The organism is Vibrio sp. OPT41, assembly GCF_015163595.1.
Taxonomy (GTDB): domain Bacteria; phylum Pseudomonadota; class Gammaproteobacteria; order Enterobacterales; family Vibrionaceae; genus Vibrio; species Vibrio alginolyticus.
Map to the genome: position 1 here is coordinate 1 of NZ_JADDYH010000020.1, position 17,900 is coordinate 17,900.

The following is a 17,900-nucleotide window of genomic DNA, read 5'->3' on the forward strand; positions in this document are numbered from 1 at the left end:
CACCAATCGCAATGGACGAAGGTCTACGTTTCGCGATCCGTGAAGGTGGCCGTACAGTAGGTGCTGGTGTTGTTGCTAAGATCTTCGACTAATTCATAGCGAATTAGCGATGCTTTCGGAAAATCTTGAATTAGATTTGACGAACCAGTAGCAAAAAGGGCATCATTTGATGCCCTTTTTCTGCACTCAACATTATTTTTGCTGTTTTCTTGTTCAGAAGTGGGTTGGGCGCAGAGCAAGATTAAGCAAAGAGGCTTAATCTTAAGAAGAGTACGCTGATTTTTTCAGCGATATGGAGTTTGCCCTGCAACAGCGGGGTTGTTGTCGTCTATATTAAGACTTGTAACAGGTTGGTTTTATGAAAGCAAATAATGCTGAAACTCCTGATAGCTCAAACGCAGCAGATACGTTTAAGTGGGTAGCCGCTTTCGTATTGGCAGCTGCCGCTGTTGTGGGTAATTACCTGTATGGTGAAATGTCTGTAGTGGTTCGTGCTGCAGGCGTTGTTGTTCTTATTGCAGCTGCCTTAGGCGTTGCAGCAACAACGACTAAAGGTAAAGCAGCGATCAGTTTTGCAAAAGAATCTCGTATGGAAGTACGTAAAGTTGTTTGGCCTACTCGCCAAGAAACCATGCAAACAACACTGATCGTTTTAGCTGTAAGTATTGTAATGGCTCTAGTGCTATGGGGTATTGACGGAATTATGGTTCGTCTAGTAGCTCTAGCAACTGGGGTATAGAGGGTTTTTATTCATGAGTGAAGCTCCAAAAAAACGCTGGTATGTGGTTCAAGCCTTCTCTGGATTTGAAGGTCGTGTAGCTCAATCTCTGCGCGAGCATATCAAAATGCACGGCATGGAAGAGCTATTCGGTGAAGTACTGGTTCCTACTGAAGAAGTAGTGGAAATGCGCGCGGGTCAGCGTCGCAAGTCTGAGCGTAAGTTCTTCCCAGGTTACGTCCTTGTTCAGATGATTATGAACGATGAATCATGGCACCTAGTACGCAGTGTGCCGCGTGTCATGGGCTTCATTGGTGGTACCTCAGACCGTCCGGCACCTATCACGGATAAAGAGGCTGACGCGATTCTTAATCGTCTTGAGAAAGCGAGTGAAGCGCCTCGTCCGCGTACAATGTACGAAGCGGGTGAAGTGGTACGTGTTAACGAAGGTCCATTTGCTGACTTCAACGGTACTGTTGAAGAAGTGGATTACGAGAAGAGCCGCCTGAAAGTGTCTGTATCGATCTTTGGTCGTGCGACACCAGTTGAGCTTGAATTTGGTCAGGTTGAAAAGCTGGACTAAGACTCTTCGTTAAAGAGTATAAAAAATCACCTTTTTAGGGTTGTATAAGGCGCGGATTATGACTATAATTTCGCGCCTTTTTACTTCAAGTGAAGTAAAAAGTTTCTTACACAAACGGGGAGCTGATCCGCGATTAGCGTTTGTACCCAAACTTAGGAATTATCATGGCTAAGAAAGTTGAAGCTTACATCAAGCTACAAGTTGCTGCTGGTATGGCTAACCCTAGTCCACCAGTAGGTCCTGCACTAGGTCAACACGGTGTGAACATCATGGAATTCTGTAAAGCGTTCAACGCAAAAACAGAATCTATTGAGAAAGGTCTACCAACTCCAGTAGTTATCACAGTATACAGCGACCGTTCTTTCACGTTCGTAACTAAGACTCCACCTGCTGCTGTTCTTCTTAAGAAAGCTGCTGGCGTTAAGTCTGGTTCAGGTCGTCCAAACACTGAAAAAGTTGGTACTGTAACTGACGCTCAAATCCAAGAAATCGCAGAAACTAAAGCTGCTGATATGACTGGTGCTGACATCGAAGCGATGAAGCGTTCTATCGCTGGTACTGCTCGTTCAATGGGCCTAGTGGTAGAGGGTTAATAAGATGGCAAAACTAACTAAGCGCATGCGCGTAATCCGCGAAAAAGTTGACGTAACTAAAGAATACGAAATCAACGAAGCTGTTGCTCTTCTTCAAGAACTAGCGACTGCTAAATTCGTTGAGTCTGTAGACGTTGCTGTTAACCTTGGCATTGATGCTCGTAAATCTGACCAGAACGTACGTGGTGCAACTGTACTACCTCACGGTACTGGCCGCGAAATCCGCGTTGCAGTGTTCACTCAAGGTGCTAACGCTGAAGCAGCTAAAGAAGCTGGCGCAGACATCGTAGGTATGGAAGATCTTGCTGAGCAAGTTAAGAAAGGCGAAATGAACTTTGACGTAGTTGTTGCTTCTCCAGATGCAATGCGCGTTGTAGGTCAACTAGGTACTATCCTAGGTCCTCGCGGTCTTATGCCAAACCCTAAAGTTGGTACTGTAACTCCTAACGTTGCTGAAGCAGTTAAAAACGCTAAAGCTGGTCAGGTTCGTTACCGTAACGACAAAAACGGCATCATCCACACTACTATCGGTAAAGCAAACTTCTCTGCTGAGCAGATCAAAGAGAACCTAGAAGCACTTCTAGTTGCTCTGAAGAAAGCTAAGCCATCTTCAGCGAAAGGTACTTTCCTGAAGAAAGTAAGCATCTCTACTACTATGGGTGCTGGTGTTGCTGTTGATCAGGCTAGCCTGAACACTCAAGCATAATTTATTTGCTTAGGCGCAAAATTAGTGTATAATTTTGCGCCTAATATTTGTGGTTGGGGCTGAACTTTGGTTCTTTGAACTGTCTCCTAGTTCGAAATGAATTAAGACCCAGTCTCCGTCCAAGACCGTAGGTGTTTGTGTAAAAGCAAACTTAATTATCCTACGTAGATGGTGCCCGAACTGACAGAAAGCTCTATGTAATATAGTTAACTTTCTTCTGGGGAAGCACCTCAATAGCTCTCACTGTCGTGATGATAGTGAGTGGTGTAACGACAACCAGGAGTAAATCCAAGATGGCTTTAAACCTTCAAGACAAAAAAGCAATTGTTGCTGAAGTCAACGAAGCTGCCAGTGGTGCACTTTCTGCAGTTGTAGCTGATTCTCGTGGCGTTCAAGTTGGCGCGATGACTTCTCTACGTAAACAAGCTCGTGAAGCTGGCGTTTACATGAGAGTTGTTCGTAACACTCTTGCTCGTCGTGCGGTTGAAGGTACTGAGTACGAGTGTCTAACTGACACTTTCACTGGTCCTACTCTAATCGCATTCTCTAATGAGCACCCAGGTGCTGCAGCGCGTCTTTTCAAAGACTTCGCTAAAGAGAACAAAGATTTCGAGATCAAAGCTGCTGCATTTGAAGGCGCTTTAACTGACGCTGAAGTACTAGCAACACTACCAACTTACGACGAAGCAATTGCACGCCTAATGATGTGCATGAAAGAAGCTTCGGCTGGCAAGCTGGCGCGTACTATCGCAGCTATCCGCGATCAAAAACAAGAAGCAGCGGCATAAGCCTTGCTTTTTACTGGTTGCTTAATAAACTTATTGTTGACTTAAAAGAGAATTGTTATGTCTATTACTAACGAGCAAATCCTAGACGCAGTTGCAGAAATGTCTGTAATGCAAGTTGTTGAACTAATCGAAGCAATGGAAGAGAAATTCGGTGTTTCTGCTGCTGCTGCTGTTGTAGCTGGCGGCGCTGCTGCAGGCGAAGCTGCTGCTGAGCAAACTGAATTCGACGTAATCCTAGAAGCTGCTGGCGGTAACAAAGTTGCTGTAATCAAAGCAGTACGTGGCGCAACTGGCCTAGGTCTTAAAGAAGCTAAAGCTCTAGTAGACGGCGCTCCAGCACCTCTTAAAGAAGGTGTTGAGAAAGCAGAAGCTGAAGCTCTTAAAGCTCAGCTAGAAGAAGCTGGTGCAACTGTTGCTGTTAAGTAATTATTGCATAGTTTCTTAGCCTAACGGCTAATTGGCTGGTGGTTTTTTAACCACCGGCCTTTTTGCGCTGTAGGGTATAGGCGAATTTTCCCGCTGTTTAAGCGCCTGATATCCATACAAAAAACATTTCATTCTTACGAAATGAAATGTCACTACAGTAAACAGCTATATTAGTCACTGTCCCTTACCCCCCTTAAGTAACTAGGAGCGGGCGGACAGTTTGGGTCACTTATCAGCGAGCTGAGGAACCCCATGGTTTACTCTTATACCGAGAAAAAGCGCATCCGTAAGGACTTTGGTACTCGTCCACAAGTTTTGGACATTCCATACCTGCTATCGATCCAGCTCGATTCGTTCGACAAATTTATCGAACAGGATCCTGAAGGTCAATACGGTCTTGAAGCCGCTTTCCGTTCTGTATTCCCGATTCAGAGCTACAACGGCAATTCTGAGCTGCAATACGTTAGCTACCGTCTTGGTGAGCCAGTTTTTGACGTTAAAGAATGTCAAATCCGCGGTGTAACTTACTCAAAGCCACTACGTGTAAAACTACGCCTAGTTATCTTTGATAAAGACGCGCCAGCAGGTACTGTAAAAGACATTAAAGAACAAGAAGTCTACATGGGTGAAATTCCACTCATGACAGACAATGGTACCTTCGTAATCAACGGTACCGAGAGGGTTATCGTATCCCAGCTGCACCGAAGCCCAGGCGTGTTCTTCGACAGCGATAAGGGTAAGACCCACTCTTCAGGTAAAGTTTTATACAACGCACGTGTTATTCCTTACCGTGGTTCATGGCTTGATTTCGAGTTTGATCCTAAGGATAACTTGTACGTTCGTATCGACCGCCGTCGTAAGCTACCAGCATCGATCATCCTTCGAGCACTAGGTAAGTCGACAGAAGAAATCCTAGATATCTTCTTCGAGAAAGTGAACTTCGAAGTGAAAGACCAAACTCTATTGATGGAGTTGGTTCCTGATCGTCTACGTGGTGAAACTGCGTCATTCGACATCGAAGCAAATGGTAAAGTTTACGTTGAGCAGGGTCGTCGCGTAACAGCTCGTCATATCCGCCAACTAGAAAAAGATGGCGTTGATCACATCGAAGTACCAGTTGAGTACATCGTTGGTAAAGTTGCATCTAAAGATTACATCAATGAAGCAACTGGCGAGATCATTGTTAACGCTAACCAGGAAATCAGCCTGGAAGCATTAGCGAACCTATCTCAGGCAGGCCACAAAGCGCTAGAAGTTCTATTTACGAACGATCTAGACCACGGTCCATTCATGTCAGAAACATTACGTATCGACAGCACGGTTGATCGTATTTCTGCATTGGTAGAAATCTACCGCATGATGCGCCCTGGTGAGCCGCCAACAAAAGAAGCTGCAGAAGCTCTATTCGAAAGCCTATTCTTCTCTGAAGAGCGTTACGATCTATCGACTGTTGGTCGTATGAAGTTCAACAGCTCTATCGGCCGTGAAGATGCTCAAGAGCAAGGCACACTTGATGAAACTGATATCATCGAAGTGATGAAGAAGCTGATCGCGATCCGTAACGGTAAGGGCGAAGTGGACGATATCGACCACCTAGGCAACCGTCGTATCCGTTCTGTAGGCGAAATGGCTGAGAACCAGTTCCGTGTAGGTCTAGTACGTGTTGAGCGTGCAGTTAAAGAGCGTCTAAGCCTAGGCGATCTTGACGCAATCATGCCTCAAGACTTGATCAACGCGAAGCCAATTTCTGCGGCAGTTAAAGAATTCTTTGGCTCTTCACAGCTTTCACAGTTCATGGACCAAAACAACCCGCTATCAGAAGTAACGCACAAGCGTCGTATTTCTGCGTTGGGTCCTGGCGGTCTAACTCGTGAACGTGCTGGCTTCGAAGTACGTGACGTACACGTAACTCACTACGGTCGTCTATGTCCTATCGAAACGCCTGAAGGTCCAAACATCGGTCTGATCAACTCTCTATCTGCGTTTGCGCGTTGTAACGAGTACGGTTTCCTAGAGACACCATACCGTCGCGTTGTAGATGGCGTAGTAACAGACGAAGTAGATTACCTATCTGCAATCGAAGAAGGCCAATTCGTTATCGCACAGGCGAACGCTAAGCTAAACGAAGATGGTACTTTTGCAGATGAGCTGATCACAGCTCGTCAGAAAGGTGAATCTGGTCTACACCCTCGTGAGCACGCTCAGTACATGGACGTTGCGACAAACCAGGTTGTATCTATCGCTGCATCGCTTATCCCGTTCCTAGAACACGATGATGCGAACCGTGCATTGATGGGTGCGAACATGCAACGTCAGGCAGTTCCAACACTGAAAGCTGACAAACCGCTTGTTGGTACTGGTATTGAACGTAACGTAGCAGTTGACTCAGGTGTAACTGCAGTTGCTAAACGTGGTGGTGTAATCCAGTCAGTAGATGCTTCTCGTATCGTTGTTAAAGTTAACGAAGAAGAGCTAGTACCAGGTGAAGCTGGTATCGACATCTACAACCTGACTAAATACACACGTTCTAACCAGAACACATGTATTAACCAGCGCCCATGTGTGATGCCAGGTGAGCCTGTATCACGCGGTGACGTTCTTGCTGATGGTCCTTCAACAGACCTTGGTGAACTAGCGCTTGGTCAAAACATGCGTATCGCGTTCATGCCTTGGAACGGTTACAACTTCGAAGACTCGATCTTAGTATCTGAGCGCGTAGTTCAAGAAGACCGTTTCACGACTATCCACATCCAAGAACTGACTTGTGTGGCGCGTGATACTAAGCTTGGTTCTGAAGAGATCACAGCGGATATTCCAAACGTAGGTGAGTCTGCTCTGTCTAAACTAGACGAGTCAGGTATCGTTTACATCGGTGCTGAAGTTAAGGGTGGCGACATCCTAGTTGGTAAAGTTACACCTAAAGGTGAAACTCAGCTAACGCCTGAAGAGAAGCTACTACGTGCAATCTTCGGTGAAAAAGCATCTGACGTTAAAGATACTTCACTACGTGTACCTAACTCTGTATCAGGTACGATCATCGACGTTCAAGTCTTTACTCGCGATGGCGTAGAGAAAGACAAGCGTGCGCTTGAAATCGAACAGATGCAGCTTAAAGAAGCGAAGAAAGACCTAACTGAAGAATTCCAGATTCTTGAGGGCGGCCTTCTAAACCGTGTTAAAGCTGTATTGATTGAAGGCGGTTACTCTGAAGCGAAACTAGACACAACTGATCGTAAGAAGTGGCTAGAACTAACGCTAGAAGATGACGCACTACAAACTCAGCTTGAGCAACTTGCTGAGCAGTGGGATGAGCTAAAAGCTGACTTCGATAAGAAGTTCGAAACTAAGCGTCGTAAGATCACTCAAGGTGATGATTTAGCACCTGGCGTCCTGAAGATCGTTAAGGTTTACCTAGCGGTTAAACGTCGCATTCAGCCTGGTGATAAGATGGCGGGTCGTCACGGTAACAAGGGTGTAATCTCTAAGATCAACCCTGTTGAAGACATGCCATACGATGAGAAAGGTCAGCCTGTAGACATCGTACTTAACCCACTGGGTGTACCTTCGCGTATGAACATCGGTCAGATCCTAGAAGTACACTTAGGTCTGGCAGCGAAAGGTATCGGTGACAAGATCAACCAGATGGTTAAAGAGCAGCAAGAACTAGCGAAATTCCGCGAGTTCCTACAAAAAGTTTACGATCTAGGCGACACTCGCCAGAAAGTAGACATTGCTTCTCTATCTGATGATGAAGTACGTACTCTGATCAAGAACTTGCGTGGCGGTCTACCAATCGCGACTCCTGTATTTGATGGCGCTCCAGAAGAGTCAATCAAAGCACTTCTTGAGCTAGCAGATCTACCAACATCAGGTCAGTTAACACTGTTTGATGGTCGCACAGGTGATGCGTTTGAGCGTCCTGTAACTGTTGGTTACATGTACATGCTGAAACTGAACCACCTTGTTGATGACAAGATGCACGCTCGTTCAACTGGTTCGTACAGCCTAGTAACTCAGCAGCCACTAGGTGGTAAAGCTCAGTTCGGTGGTCAGCGTTTCGGTGAGATGGAAGTATGGGCACTAGAAGCATACGGTGCTGCTTACACGCTACAAGAAATGCTAACGGTTAAGTCGGATGACGTTAACGGCCGTACTAAGATGTACAAGAACATCGTAGACGGTAACCACAGCATGGAACCTGGCATGCCAGAATCGTTCAACGTACTGTTGAAAGAGATCCGCTCGCTAGGTATCAACATCGAGCTAGAAGACGAAGAGTAATCCTTTTCTCTCTTGATGAAAGTCGAGAGAATCAAAGCGATTATTTGGAAGAAGGTGCTCACTTTAGCGAGTGAGCTCCTTTTAACTCCTTACAGGAGCTGATTGTGAAAGACTTATTAAACTTTCTAAAAGCACAGCATAAGACCGAAGAATTTGATGCAATCAAAATCGGTCTATCTTCACCAGACATGATCCGTTCATGGTCTTTCGGTGAAGTTAAAAAACCTGAAACGATCAACTATCGTACGTTCAAACCTGAACGCGATGGTCTGTTCTGTGCGCGTATCTTTGGTCCAGTTAAAGACTACGAATGTCTTTGTGGTAAGTACAAGCGCCTGAAGCACCGTGGTGTTATCTGTGAGAAGTGTGGTGTAGAAGTTACACAAACTAAAGTTCGTCGTGACCGTATGGGCCACATTGAACTGGCTTCACCAGTAGCTCACATCTGGTTCCTAAAATCGCTACCGTCTCGTATCGGTCTACTAATGGATATCCCTCTACGTGATATCGAACGCGTTCTGTACTTCGAAATGTACGTAGTAACAGAGCCTGGTATGACTGATCTAGAAAAAGGTCAGATGCTTACTGAAGAAGAGTATCTAGATCGTCTAGAAGAGTGGGGCGACGAGTTCACTGCTAAGATGGGTGCGGAAGCTATCAAGGACCTACTAGGTTCTATGGATATGCACGCTGAAGCAGAACAAATGCGTGAAGAGTTAGAGACAACAAACTCTGAAACTAAGCGTAAGAAAGTAACTAAGCGTCTTAAGCTGGTAGAAGCGTTCATCGCATCGGGTAACAACCCTGAGTGGATGATCCTAACTGTACTTCCAGTACTTCCGCCAGATCTACGTCCTCTAGTACCTCTAGATGGCGGTCGCTTTGCGACTTCTGATCTTAACGATCTATACCGTCGTGTGATCAACCGTAACAACCGTTTGAAGCGTCTTCTAGAGCTAGCTGCTCCGGACATCATCGTACGTAACGAAAAACGTATGCTGCAAGAGTCTGTTGATGCGCTACTAGATAACGGTCGTCGTGGTCGTGCGATCACAGGTTCTAACAAGCGTCCTCTGAAATCTCTTGCTGATATGATCAAGGGTAAACAAGGTCGTTTCCGTCAGAACCTTCTAGGTAAACGTGTAGACTACTCTGGCCGTTCTGTAATCACAGTAGGTCCATACCTTCGTCTACACCAGTGTGGTCTTCCTAAGAAGATGGCACTTGAGCTATTCAAACCATTCATCTACAGCAAGCTAGAGACTCGTGGTCTTGCGACTACAATCAAAGCTGCTAAGAAAATGGTAGAGCGTGAAGAAGCGGTCGTTTGGGATATCCTAGACGAAGTAATCCGTGAACACCCAGTACTATTGAACCGTGCACCGACACTTCACCGTCTAGGTATCCAGGCGTTCGAACCAGTACTGATCGAAGGTAAAGCGATTCAGCTACACCCACTTGTTTGTGCAGCGTACAACGCGGACTTCGATGGTGACCAAATGGCGGTTCACGTACCTCTAACTCTAGAGGCACAGCTTGAAGCTCGTACTCTGATGATGTCGACAAACAACATTCTGTCGCCAGCGTCAGGTGATCCGATCATCGTACCTTCTCAGGACGTTGTATTGGGTCTGTACTACATGACTCGTGAAAAGATCAACGTGAAAGGTGAAGGCATGTACCTTTCTGGCCCAGAAGAGGCTGAGAAAGCATACCGCACTAAACAAGCTGAGCTTCACGCACGCGTTAAAGTACGTATTACAGAAACTGTTGTAGACGAAGATGGCAACAGCACTACAGAAACCAAGATGGTAGACACCACTGTTGGTCGTGCAATGCTATGGCAAATCGTGCCAGCTGGTCTACCGTACAGCATCGTTAACCAAAAGCTAGGTAAGAAGCAAATCTCTAACCTACTTAACGAGGCGTACCGTAAACTAGGTCTGAAAGACACAGTAATCTTCGCTGACCAAATCATGTACACAGGTTTCGCATACGCGGCACTTTCTGGTGTATCTGTTGGTATCGACGATATGGTTGTACCTGCAGCTAAGTACACTGAAATCGCAGAAGCGGAAGAAGAAGTACGTGAAATCCAGGAACAGTACCAATCAGGTCTTGTTACTGCGGGCGAACGCTACAACAAAGTTATCGATATCTGGGCATCGACCAACGACCGTGTTGCGAAAGCAATGATGGAAAACCTTTCATCTGAAACGGTAGTTAACCGTGACGGTGAAGAGGAACAGCAAGAGTCATTCAACAGCATCTATATGATGGCGGACTCGGGCGCTCGTGGTTCTGCAGCACAGATTCGTCAGCTTGCGGGTATGCGTGGTCTGATGGCGCGTCCAGATGGTTCAATCATCGAAACACCGATCACAGCGAACTTTAAAGAAGGTCTAAACGTACTTCAGTACTTTATCTCAACGCACGGTGCTCGTAAGGGTCTTGCGGATACGGCACTGAAAACAGCGAACTCGGGTTACCTAACTCGTCGTCTAGTAGACGTTGCTCAAGACGTTGTTGTAACTGAACATGACTGTGGCACTCACGAAGGTGTCGACATGATGCCTCACATCGAGGGTGGTGATGTTAAAGTTGCACTTTCTGAGCTTGCTCTTGGTCGTGTTGTTGCTGAAGACGTACTAAAACCTGGCACTGAAGACGTTCTTATTCCACGTAACACCCTGATCGATGAGAAGTGGTGTCAAATCATGGAAGAGAACTCAGTAGACAGCATGAAAGTGCGCTCTGTAGTAACGTGTGATTCTGACTTCGGTTGTTGTGCACAATGTTATGGTCGTGACCTAGCACGTGGTCACCTAGTGAACCAAGGTGAAGCAGTGGGTGTTATTGCTGCTCAGTCTATCGGTGAGCCAGGTACACAGCTAACGATGCGTACGTTCCACATCGGTGGTGCGGCATCGACAGCAGCGGCAGAGAACAGTGTTCAAGTTAAGAACAACGGTTCTATCAAGCTACACAACGCTAAATCTGTATTGGCTGATGACGGTAAGATCGTTATCACTTCTCGTGCGACAGAGTTAACTATCGTTGATGAGTTTGGTCGTACTAAAGAGAAGCACAAACTGCCTTACGGTACGCTACTAAGCAAAGGCGATGGTGATACAGTTCAAGCTGGCGAAACAGTTGCAAACTGGGAAGCGCACACACTACCTATCATTACTGAGGTAGCAGGTCGCATCCAGTTCGTAGATATGATCGACGGCGTAACAGTATCTCGTCAAACTGATGACCTAACTGGTCTATCTTCAAGCGAAGTAACTGACCCAGCAGCTCGCCCTTCAGCAGGTAAAGATATGCGTCCAGCTATCAAACTTGTTGACGAGCAAGGTAACGATGTAATGATCCCTGGTACTGATATGCCAGCTCACTACTTCCTACCTGGTAAAGCGATTGTGAACATCGAAGATGGCGCAGCAGTAGGTGTTGGTGCAACACTAGCACGTATTCCTCAGAAGTCTGGCGGTAACAAAGATATCACCGGTGGTCTTCCACGAGTTGCTGACCTATTTGAAGCACGTAAGCCGAAAGAGCCTGCAATCCTTGCTGAGCACACAGGTACTGTGAGCTTTGGTAAAGAGACTAAAGGTAAACGTCGCCTAGTGATCACACGTGAAAGCGGTGAAGCTTACGAAGAGATGATTCCTAAGCATCGTCAGTTGAACGTATTCGAAGGTGAAAAAGTTGAACGTGGTGACGTGATCGCAGATGGTCCAGAGTCTCCACATGACATCCTACGTCTACGTGGTGTACACGCGGTAACGCAGTACATTGCTAACGAAGTACAGGAAGTTTACCGTCTACAAGGCGTTAAGATTAACGATAAGCACATTGAAACTATCGTTCGTCAGATGCTGCGTAAGTGTACTATTACTCACTCTGGTGACTCTGAGTTCCTACCTGGTGAACAGATTGAGTACTCACAAGTTAAGATTGCTAACCGTAACCTAGAAGCTGAAGGCAAAGAGCCTGCACGTTTCGAACGTGAACTACTAGGTATTACTAAAGCATCTCTAGCGACTGAGTCGTTCATCTCTGCGGCATCGTTCCAGGAGACAACTCGCGTACTAACAGAAGCTGCGGTTTCTGGTAAGCGTGATGACCTACGTGGTCTGAAAGAGAACGTAATTGTTGGTCGTCTGATCCCAGCTGGTACTGGTTTCGCATACCACCAAGAGCGTCAAGCTAAACGTTCTGAAGAGCAAGATGGTCCTTCTGCTGAGCAAGCAACGGATAACCTAGCGGCACTTCTAAACGCTGGTTTCTCTTCTGAAGAGTAAGTCATATAACGAGTAATCGTTAAAAGCTTAAGAAAAAGGCACCTTCGGGTGCCTTTTTAGTTTTTATACTACTTTGTTCTTCCGGTGGGATTTTCGATAAAGCTAGAAACAAAAAAGACCGACGATGATCGTCAGTCTTTTCTCTCACTCTATTTCTAAATGTTTGCAAATACTAAGCCCCAGGTGGCATAGACAGGCTTTCTGCGATTTGCTGTATCAGATAGTCCTCGACTTCAAAGCGAGTCTCAAGAATTTCCCCAATGAGACACATATCAGAATCGAAATCATTTAATTCATCATCTTCAGTCACTTCTGAGTACTTATCGTTAAAGTTCAATAGAGGTTCAGTCGTTAGAACAATTTGACCATAGGTTTGATTGATCTCATTAGTCACGACAAAGCCGGTTGCTTTCCAACGGTCCATAACCATGTCATAAATTTTAAAGTGGCCTTCGGAGATGTAATCAACGAGGTGCTGACAGAAATCCTGCAGTTCGGAAGGAGATGGGAGTTCAATAACATTGGTTTTCGAACAAGGTTGCAGCGCTGCAAGCTTACAATATTCAACAATCAGGGATTGTCGTGTCTCTAACCAGTGATCAATGACATCACTTGAGCCACCCCACTGGTCTTGTGTTTGTTTGAATTTTCTTAGCATGACCATGCCCTCATGATCTGATCGCCCATCGGCGAACGTATCCTTTGCAAAGCAAAGTTAGTAAAGTTATTACAAACTCTTGTCCTTACTAGAATTTAGAGTGCACATTTACTTAACGATAAACTCTAGTATGAAATTAGATTGCCAGTAAAATGAACGAACTTCAAGCAAAGGGATGGTGTAATGTTAAGAAAAGGTGATGTTAACCGCGCGATAAATGCATACTGGTGTGTTGTTGCAGGAAGTGAAATTTGGCTGGTGGATGGTGCTGTGCCCTTCGGGTCTGCAGAGCAGTTATCACTGCCAGTAACGAGTGCAAGACCCATTGGTGAGTATTCTGGTTCGCCCGTCATGTGGCTTAACTTGGCCGATTTAGAGCATGATCTACCTTTAGCATCCCTGCGTGACTGCCTGCATTTTCCTGAGCCATTATTTATGTTGTTAAGTAAAGCTGTGCAATATGGGCACATGACGCAAAGTTTGCGCTTTTGTCCACAGTGCGGAGGAAGAAACTTTCTTAATAATAACCAGTTAGCCATGCAGTGTGGTGAATGTCGCACCCTTCATTATCCTAGAATATTTCCGTGTATTATCGTTGCTGTACGTAAAGAAAATCAGATCTTATTAGCCCAACATCCAAGGCATCGAAATGGTATGTATACGGTTATTGCGGGTTTTCTTGAAGTCGGTGAGACCTTAGAAGAGTGCGTGGCTCGAGAAATTCATGAAGAAACGGGAATTCTCGTTAAAAATATTCGTTACTTTGGCAGCCAGCCTTGGGCTTTCCCATCCAGTATGATGATGGGGTTTTTAGCTGACTATGAATCGGGAGAGTTAAGTCCAGACTACACTGAGCTGTCTGATGCACAATGGTTTGGTATCGACGAGATGCCGCCTGTTGCGCCTAAAGGAACGATTGCAAGAGCACTTATCGAGCAGACGCTGAAAGATATAGACACTAATTATCTGATAAATAGATAAAAAAAACCCTCCGAGAGGGAGGGGGTAAGTAAGATGTCGTTATGAGATGCTGAGTACTAAGTACTCAGTTTATAATTGTAGTTTTCGCTAGCGAACAAATTTTTAACACTGATACCGATTGGGTGCAAATTAAGCATTGATTTAAAAGTTAATAACTTGATCCAGGTTGCAAAGCACACAGCTATTGGACTTAAATCAGTGATAGAATACCCCCTTTCACAGAAAGCCTAACAGTTGGAATTACGGAATGACTGAATTAAAAAATGATCGTTATCTGCGTGCGCTTTTAAAAGAGCCGGTAGATTACACGCCAGTATGGATGATGCGCCAGGCAGGTCGTTACCTACCAGAATACAAAGCGACTCGTGCAGAAGCGGGTGATTTCATGTCTTTGTGTCGAAATGCAGAATTAGCATCCGAAGTGACACTTCAACCATTACGCCGTTTTCCTCTTGATGCCGCGATCTTATTCTCGGACATCTTAACGATTCCAGATGCAATGGGGCTTGGTTTACGTTTTGCTGCGGGTGAAGGACCTGTTTTTGATAACCCAATTACATGCAAAGCCGACGTGGAAAAAATTGGTTTGCCAGATCCTGAAGGTGAACTGCAATACGTAATGAACGCAGTACGCCAGATCCGTAAAGACCTGAAGGGTGAAGTGCCGCTGATTGGTTTTTCTGGTAGTCCTTGGACTCTTGCGACGTATATGATCGAAGGTGGTAGCTCTAAAGCGTTTACCAAGATCAAGAAGATGATGTACGCGGAACCACAAACTCTGCACCTACTTCTAGATAAGCTGGCAGACAGCGTTATCGAGTACTTAAACGCGCAAATTAAAGCGGGTGCGCAATCGGTAATGGTATTTGACACATGGGGTGGCGTACTAACGCCTCGTGATTACAATCTGTTCTCACTGCAATACATGCACAAGATTGTAGATGGTCTGATTCGTGAAAACGACGGTCGTCGCGTGCCAGTCACACTGTTTACTAAGAATGGCGGCATGTGGCTTGAGCAAATCGCAGCTACGGGCTGTGATGCGGTTGGTCTAGACTGGACAATCAACATTGCTGACGCGAAAGCACGTATCGGTGATAAAGTGGCGCTGCAAGGTAATATGGACCCATCAATGCTTTACGCTTCACCAGAGCGCATCCGCGAAGAAGTAGCGGATATCCTAGAAGGATTTGGTGATACGGGGACTGGTCATGTGTTCAACCTAGGTCACGGTATCCACTTGGATGTACCGCCAGAAAACGCGGGCGTATTTGTGGATGCGGTACACGAGTTATCTAAGCCATACCACAAGTAAGTTAGATTTTTTTGAAATCAAATGCCGGCATTCAGTGCCGGTATTTTTTTGCCTAAAATTCAGTTTTTCTATCTGAGACTCAAGGCTGTACAGCTCTAGTAGTATTTGGCCTACTATGATCTAATTACTACTCTAGCTGTACACTAGATGTTAAAGTTTAATATAAACAAATACTTATGATTTCGGGTTTTATGTTCTAATTTTCTTGTACAGATAAGCAAGCAATTAGATCATAGGTAACCTAAAGCATCGAGTGAATGCGTTTTTTAAGGTATGGCACGACGTCAGATTCAAACCAAGGATTCTTCTTTAACCACAATGTATTGCGTGGAGATGGGTGAGGGAGCGGGATAAAGTCCGGTTCCCAATCTTGCCATTGCTGAACGGTTTGCGTGAGCGTCTTTGGTTTGTTGGTGAGATAGTACTGCTGCGAGTACTGACCAATTAGTAGAGTGAGCTCTATATTGGGCAGCTGCTCAAGAATCTTTTTATGCCAAGTGGGCGCACATTCTTTACGAGGCGGTAAATCACCAGAGTTCCCTTTGCCTGGATAACAGAATCCCATTGGGACAATGGCAATTTTATTTGGGTCGTAGAAAACGTCTTTGTCGATATCGAGCCATTGGCGTAATCGATCACCACTTGGGTCATTCCAAGGTATCGAGGTTTTGTGTACACGTGTGCCAGGGGCCTGACCGATGATTAGGATGCGTGCCCCTTTTGCGGCTTGTACGACAGGGTTTGCGCCCAAAGGTAAATTATCCGCGCATATCTGGCAGGCCCTCACTTGTTGCAATAGCTCGTCTAACGACATTCTCAGTAACCCTTTTCGAAATCCACTTGATAATTTAATGAAAACCCATCGCGCCAGCGTAGATAGTTGTCAGCAAAAATCTCGATGACTTGCTCGGGAAAACTCAGCGCAGCAATGTGTGGAGTGATGGTGACTTGCGGTAGTTTCCAAAACGGATGCTCTACCGATAACGGTTCTTGCTCAAACACATCTAAGAAGGCGTGTTCTACCCAACGGTTTTTCAGAGCGAAGAGCAACCCTGTCTCATCCAGTACGTCGCCACGACCTACGTTAAATAATAACGCCTGATTTAGTTGGCTGAGCGTTTGACGATTAAGTAACTGTCGCGTCTCAGGTGTACTTGGTAGAGTATTCACAACGATGTCGGCTTGCTCAAATGCCTTACTTAGTTCATTGATATGAAAGGTCTGATGAAACTCGCCGCCTGAAGTCGGGATACCTGTGCGGTTAATACCGATAGTTTTTATCCCCATTGCTTTAGCGGCGTTGCCCAGATAGCCCCCAATGCTACCGGTACCAAGAATTACCATGGTTTTACTTTGTAATGACGTGTATAGGTGAGGCTGCCATTGTTTGTTTTGTTGTTGCTGGTGGTATCGGGCAAAGTGGCGATAATGGGCAATACTGTAACCCAAAACATATTCAGCAATCAGTGGACCAAAGATGCCTCGAACGTTAGTTAGAGTATAGTCCTGACGAAAGCTAGGGGATGTTAAGGCGTTGACACCAGCAAACGTGGATTGCACCCATTCAAGCTGTGAAAATTCGTCTAAGCTTTGTGATAGTAAGGGTGGATCCGCTAGTACGATCTGAGCAGCTTCTGGTTGGTCGGTGAGGCAAAGATCGGGCAGATTTTTCTCTGCCAGTAACGTTTTGTAGGTGTCGCGATGCTCTGAGAGCAGGAAAATCTGATTTGAATGCGGCATTAACTTTTTTCCCTGTGATGAATCAAGTACACTTTCGCTGTTTTTTTCTTCAATGATTGAGTGACTATGCTTAAGAATCCTCTTCAGGTTCGTTTAGAAAAACTAGAACCTTGGCAACAAATTACCTTTATGGCGTGTCTGTGTGAACGCATGTATCCAAACTATGCGATGTTTTGTGAGAATACAGAATTTGCTGACCCGCGTGCTTACCGAGCGATTCTTGATAGTGTATGGGAAATTTTGACAGTTAAGAACGCGAAAATTAACTTCGAACGTCAATTGGAGAAGTTAGAAGAGTTGTTCCCAAGTGCGGATGAGTTCGATTTTTACGGCGTTTACCCAGCGATGGACGCGTGTCAGGGTTTGTCTACGTTACTGCATGGTCTATTGGACCGCGATTACCTTTTCGATTCAATGCTTAAAGTGAGTCAACAGTCGGTACAAACCGTTGCTGATCTAGAGCAAGCACAAGGCGCAGAGCCAATCACTAACGACAACCAGAAAGAAAACGAAGCCGTATGTGAAGAGTGGGACGTCCAGTGGGCTATCTTCCGTCCGCTGCGTGAAGCGGTAGAACGTGACATCAGCTTGATTAAAGATTTGCGTGAAGAGCTACGTGAAGAAGGTGTGAGCAACATCGGTATTGCACTTTAATTGTTGAATAAATAGAAAAAGGCATCCTAACTGGATGCCTTTTTTGTTTGTGCTGTGCCGTCCTAAATAAGGTTGACACTTTCCACCCCCAAAATTGGAGAGTGTTATGAAATCAACAACTAAAAGAACTCAGCGCGATTACTCCCTCGC

Annotated in this window: 14 protein-coding genes and 1 pseudogene; 12 read left to right on the forward strand and 3 right to left on the reverse strand. The window is 45.5% G+C overall.

Features of this window, described 5'->3' with window-relative positions; translation table 11 throughout:
- The 9 genes and pseudogenes from IQP38_RS11170 to rpoC all read left to right on the forward strand — a co-directional run.
- Nucleotides 1-92: pseudogene (locus IQP38_RS11170) on the forward strand (elongation factor Tu); the annotation flags it as partial.
- Nucleotides 93-358: 266 nt separating this feature from the next.
- Nucleotides 359-739, forward strand: coding sequence for a preprotein translocase subunit SecE (gene secE, locus IQP38_RS11175; RefSeq protein WP_005384680.1), 381 nt, complete (start codon nucleotides 359-361; stop codon nucleotides 737-739).
- A gap of 13 nt (nucleotides 740-752) precedes the next feature.
- A complete protein-coding gene (nusG, locus tag IQP38_RS11180; protein WP_005384681.1) occupies nucleotides 753-1,301 on the forward strand; it encodes a transcription termination/antitermination protein NusG in 549 nt (182 codons plus the stop codon).
- 164 nt (nucleotides 1,302-1,465) lie between these two features.
- On the forward strand, nucleotides 1,466-1,894 hold the full coding sequence (gene rplK, locus IQP38_RS11185) for a 50S ribosomal protein L11 (protein ID WP_005384682.1): 429 nt from the start codon (nucleotides 1,466-1,468) through the stop codon (nucleotides 1,892-1,894).
- Between the two features lie 4 nt (nucleotides 1,895-1,898).
- Nucleotides 1,899-2,600, forward strand: a complete 702-nt coding sequence (rplA, locus tag IQP38_RS11190) for a 50S ribosomal protein L1 (RefSeq protein ID WP_005384683.1) — start codon at nucleotides 1,899-1,901, stop codon at nucleotides 2,598-2,600.
- A gap of 293 nt (nucleotides 2,601-2,893) precedes the next feature.
- Complete coding sequence (gene rplJ / locus IQP38_RS11195; RefSeq protein WP_005382538.1) at nucleotides 2,894-3,388, forward strand: 50S ribosomal protein L10; 495 nt, start codon at nucleotides 2,894-2,896, stop codon at nucleotides 3,386-3,388.
- A gap of 57 nt (nucleotides 3,389-3,445) precedes the next feature.
- Nucleotides 3,446-3,814, forward strand: a complete 369-nt coding sequence (gene rplL, locus IQP38_RS11200; protein ID WP_005382540.1) for a 50S ribosomal protein L7/L12 — start codon at nucleotides 3,446-3,448, stop codon at nucleotides 3,812-3,814.
- A gap of 252 nt (nucleotides 3,815-4,066) precedes the next feature.
- Nucleotides 4,067-8,095 carry a DNA-directed RNA polymerase subunit beta gene (gene rpoB, locus IQP38_RS11205; RefSeq protein WP_005384685.1) on the forward strand — a complete coding sequence of 1,343 codons (4,029 nt, stop codon included), beginning with the start codon at nucleotides 4,067-4,069 and terminating at the stop codon, nucleotides 8,093-8,095.
- Nucleotides 8,096-8,199: 104 nt separating this feature from the next.
- On the forward strand, nucleotides 8,200-12,402 hold the full coding sequence (gene rpoC / locus IQP38_RS11210) for a DNA-directed RNA polymerase subunit beta' (protein ID WP_193837578.1): 4,203 nt from the start codon (nucleotides 8,200-8,202) through the stop codon (nucleotides 12,400-12,402).
- A gap of 172 nt (nucleotides 12,403-12,574) precedes the next feature.
- Here the strand turns inward: rpoC and IQP38_RS11215 are convergent, their stop codons facing one another.
- Nucleotides 12,575-13,066, reverse strand: a complete 492-nt coding sequence (locus IQP38_RS11215) for an Rsd/AlgQ family anti-sigma factor (protein WP_005382515.1) — start codon at nucleotides 13,064-13,066, stop codon at nucleotides 12,575-12,577.
- Between the two features lie 177 nt (nucleotides 13,067-13,243).
- Here IQP38_RS11215 and nudC point away from each other — a divergent pair, with 177 nt between their 5' ends.
- Nucleotides 13,244-14,041, forward strand: coding sequence for an NAD(+) diphosphatase (gene nudC, locus IQP38_RS11220; protein ID WP_193837579.1), 798 nt, complete (start codon nucleotides 13,244-13,246; stop codon nucleotides 14,039-14,041).
- Between the two features lie 247 nt (nucleotides 14,042-14,288).
- On the forward strand, nucleotides 14,289-15,356 hold the full coding sequence (gene hemE / locus IQP38_RS11225) for a uroporphyrinogen decarboxylase (protein WP_005397282.1): 1,068 nt from the start codon (nucleotides 14,289-14,291) through the stop codon (nucleotides 15,354-15,356).
- Nucleotides 15,357-15,597: 241 nt separating this feature from the next.
- Here the strand turns inward: hemE and IQP38_RS11230 are convergent, their stop codons facing one another.
- Together IQP38_RS11230 and IQP38_RS11235 are read right to left on the reverse strand one after the other, a co-directional pair.
- Nucleotides 15,598-16,170 carry a uracil-DNA glycosylase family protein gene (locus IQP38_RS11230; protein ID WP_017633934.1) on the reverse strand — a complete coding sequence of 191 codons (573 nt, stop codon included), beginning with the start codon at nucleotides 16,168-16,170 and terminating at the stop codon, nucleotides 15,598-15,600.
- Nucleotides 16,171-16,172: 2 nt separating this feature from the next.
- Nucleotides 16,173-17,096: a D-2-hydroxyacid dehydrogenase gene (locus tag IQP38_RS11235; RefSeq protein ID WP_017633935.1), complete on the reverse strand. Its 924-nt coding sequence runs from the start codon at nucleotides 17,094-17,096 to the stop codon at nucleotides 16,173-16,175.
- Between the two features lie 66 nt (nucleotides 17,097-17,162).
- Here IQP38_RS11235 and IQP38_RS11240 point away from each other — a divergent pair, with 66 nt between their 5' ends.
- On the forward strand, nucleotides 17,163-17,750 hold the full coding sequence (locus tag IQP38_RS11240) for a YjaG family protein (protein ID WP_005382520.1): 588 nt from the start codon (nucleotides 17,163-17,165) through the stop codon (nucleotides 17,748-17,750).
- The last annotated feature ends 150 nt before the right edge of the window (nucleotides 17,751-17,900 follow it).

Bases quoted from the DNA above. Each gene is read 5' to 3' on its own strand.
- secE (WP_005384680.1), top strand. From the start codon at position 359: ATGAAAGCAAATAATGCTGAAACTCCTGATAGCTCAAACGCAGCAGAT.
- nusG (WP_005384681.1), top strand. From the start codon at position 753: ATGAGTGAAGCTCCAAAAAAACGCTGGTATGTGGTTCAAGCCTTCTCT.
- rplK (WP_005384682.1), top strand. From the start codon at position 1,466: ATGGCTAAGAAAGTTGAAGCTTACATCAAGCTACAAGTTGCTGCTGGT.
- rplA (WP_005384683.1), top strand. From the start codon at position 1,899: ATGGCAAAACTAACTAAGCGCATGCGCGTAATCCGCGAAAAAGTTGAC.
- rplJ (WP_005382538.1), top strand. From the start codon at position 2,894: ATGGCTTTAAACCTTCAAGACAAAAAAGCAATTGTTGCTGAAGTCAAC.
- rplL (WP_005382540.1), top strand. From the start codon at position 3,446: ATGTCTATTACTAACGAGCAAATCCTAGACGCAGTTGCAGAAATGTCT.
- rpoB (WP_005384685.1), top strand. From the start codon at position 4,067: ATGGTTTACTCTTATACCGAGAAAAAGCGCATCCGTAAGGACTTTGGT.
- IQP38_RS11215 (WP_005382515.1), bottom strand. From the start codon at position 13,066: ATGGTCATGCTAAGAAAATTCAAACAAACACAAGACCAGTGGGGTGGC.
- nudC (WP_193837579.1), top strand. From the start codon at position 13,244: ATGTTAAGAAAAGGTGATGTTAACCGCGCGATAAATGCATACTGGTGT.
- hemE (WP_005397282.1), top strand. From the start codon at position 14,289: ATGACTGAATTAAAAAATGATCGTTATCTGCGTGCGCTTTTAAAAGAG.
- IQP38_RS11230 (WP_017633934.1), bottom strand. From the start codon at position 16,170: ATGTCGTTAGACGAGCTATTGCAACAAGTGAGGGCCTGCCAGATATGC.
- IQP38_RS11235 (WP_017633935.1), bottom strand. From the start codon at position 17,096: ATGCCGCATTCAAATCAGATTTTCCTGCTCTCAGAGCATCGCGACACC.
- IQP38_RS11240 (WP_005382520.1), top strand. From the start codon at position 17,163: ATGCTTAAGAATCCTCTTCAGGTTCGTTTAGAAAAACTAGAACCTTGG.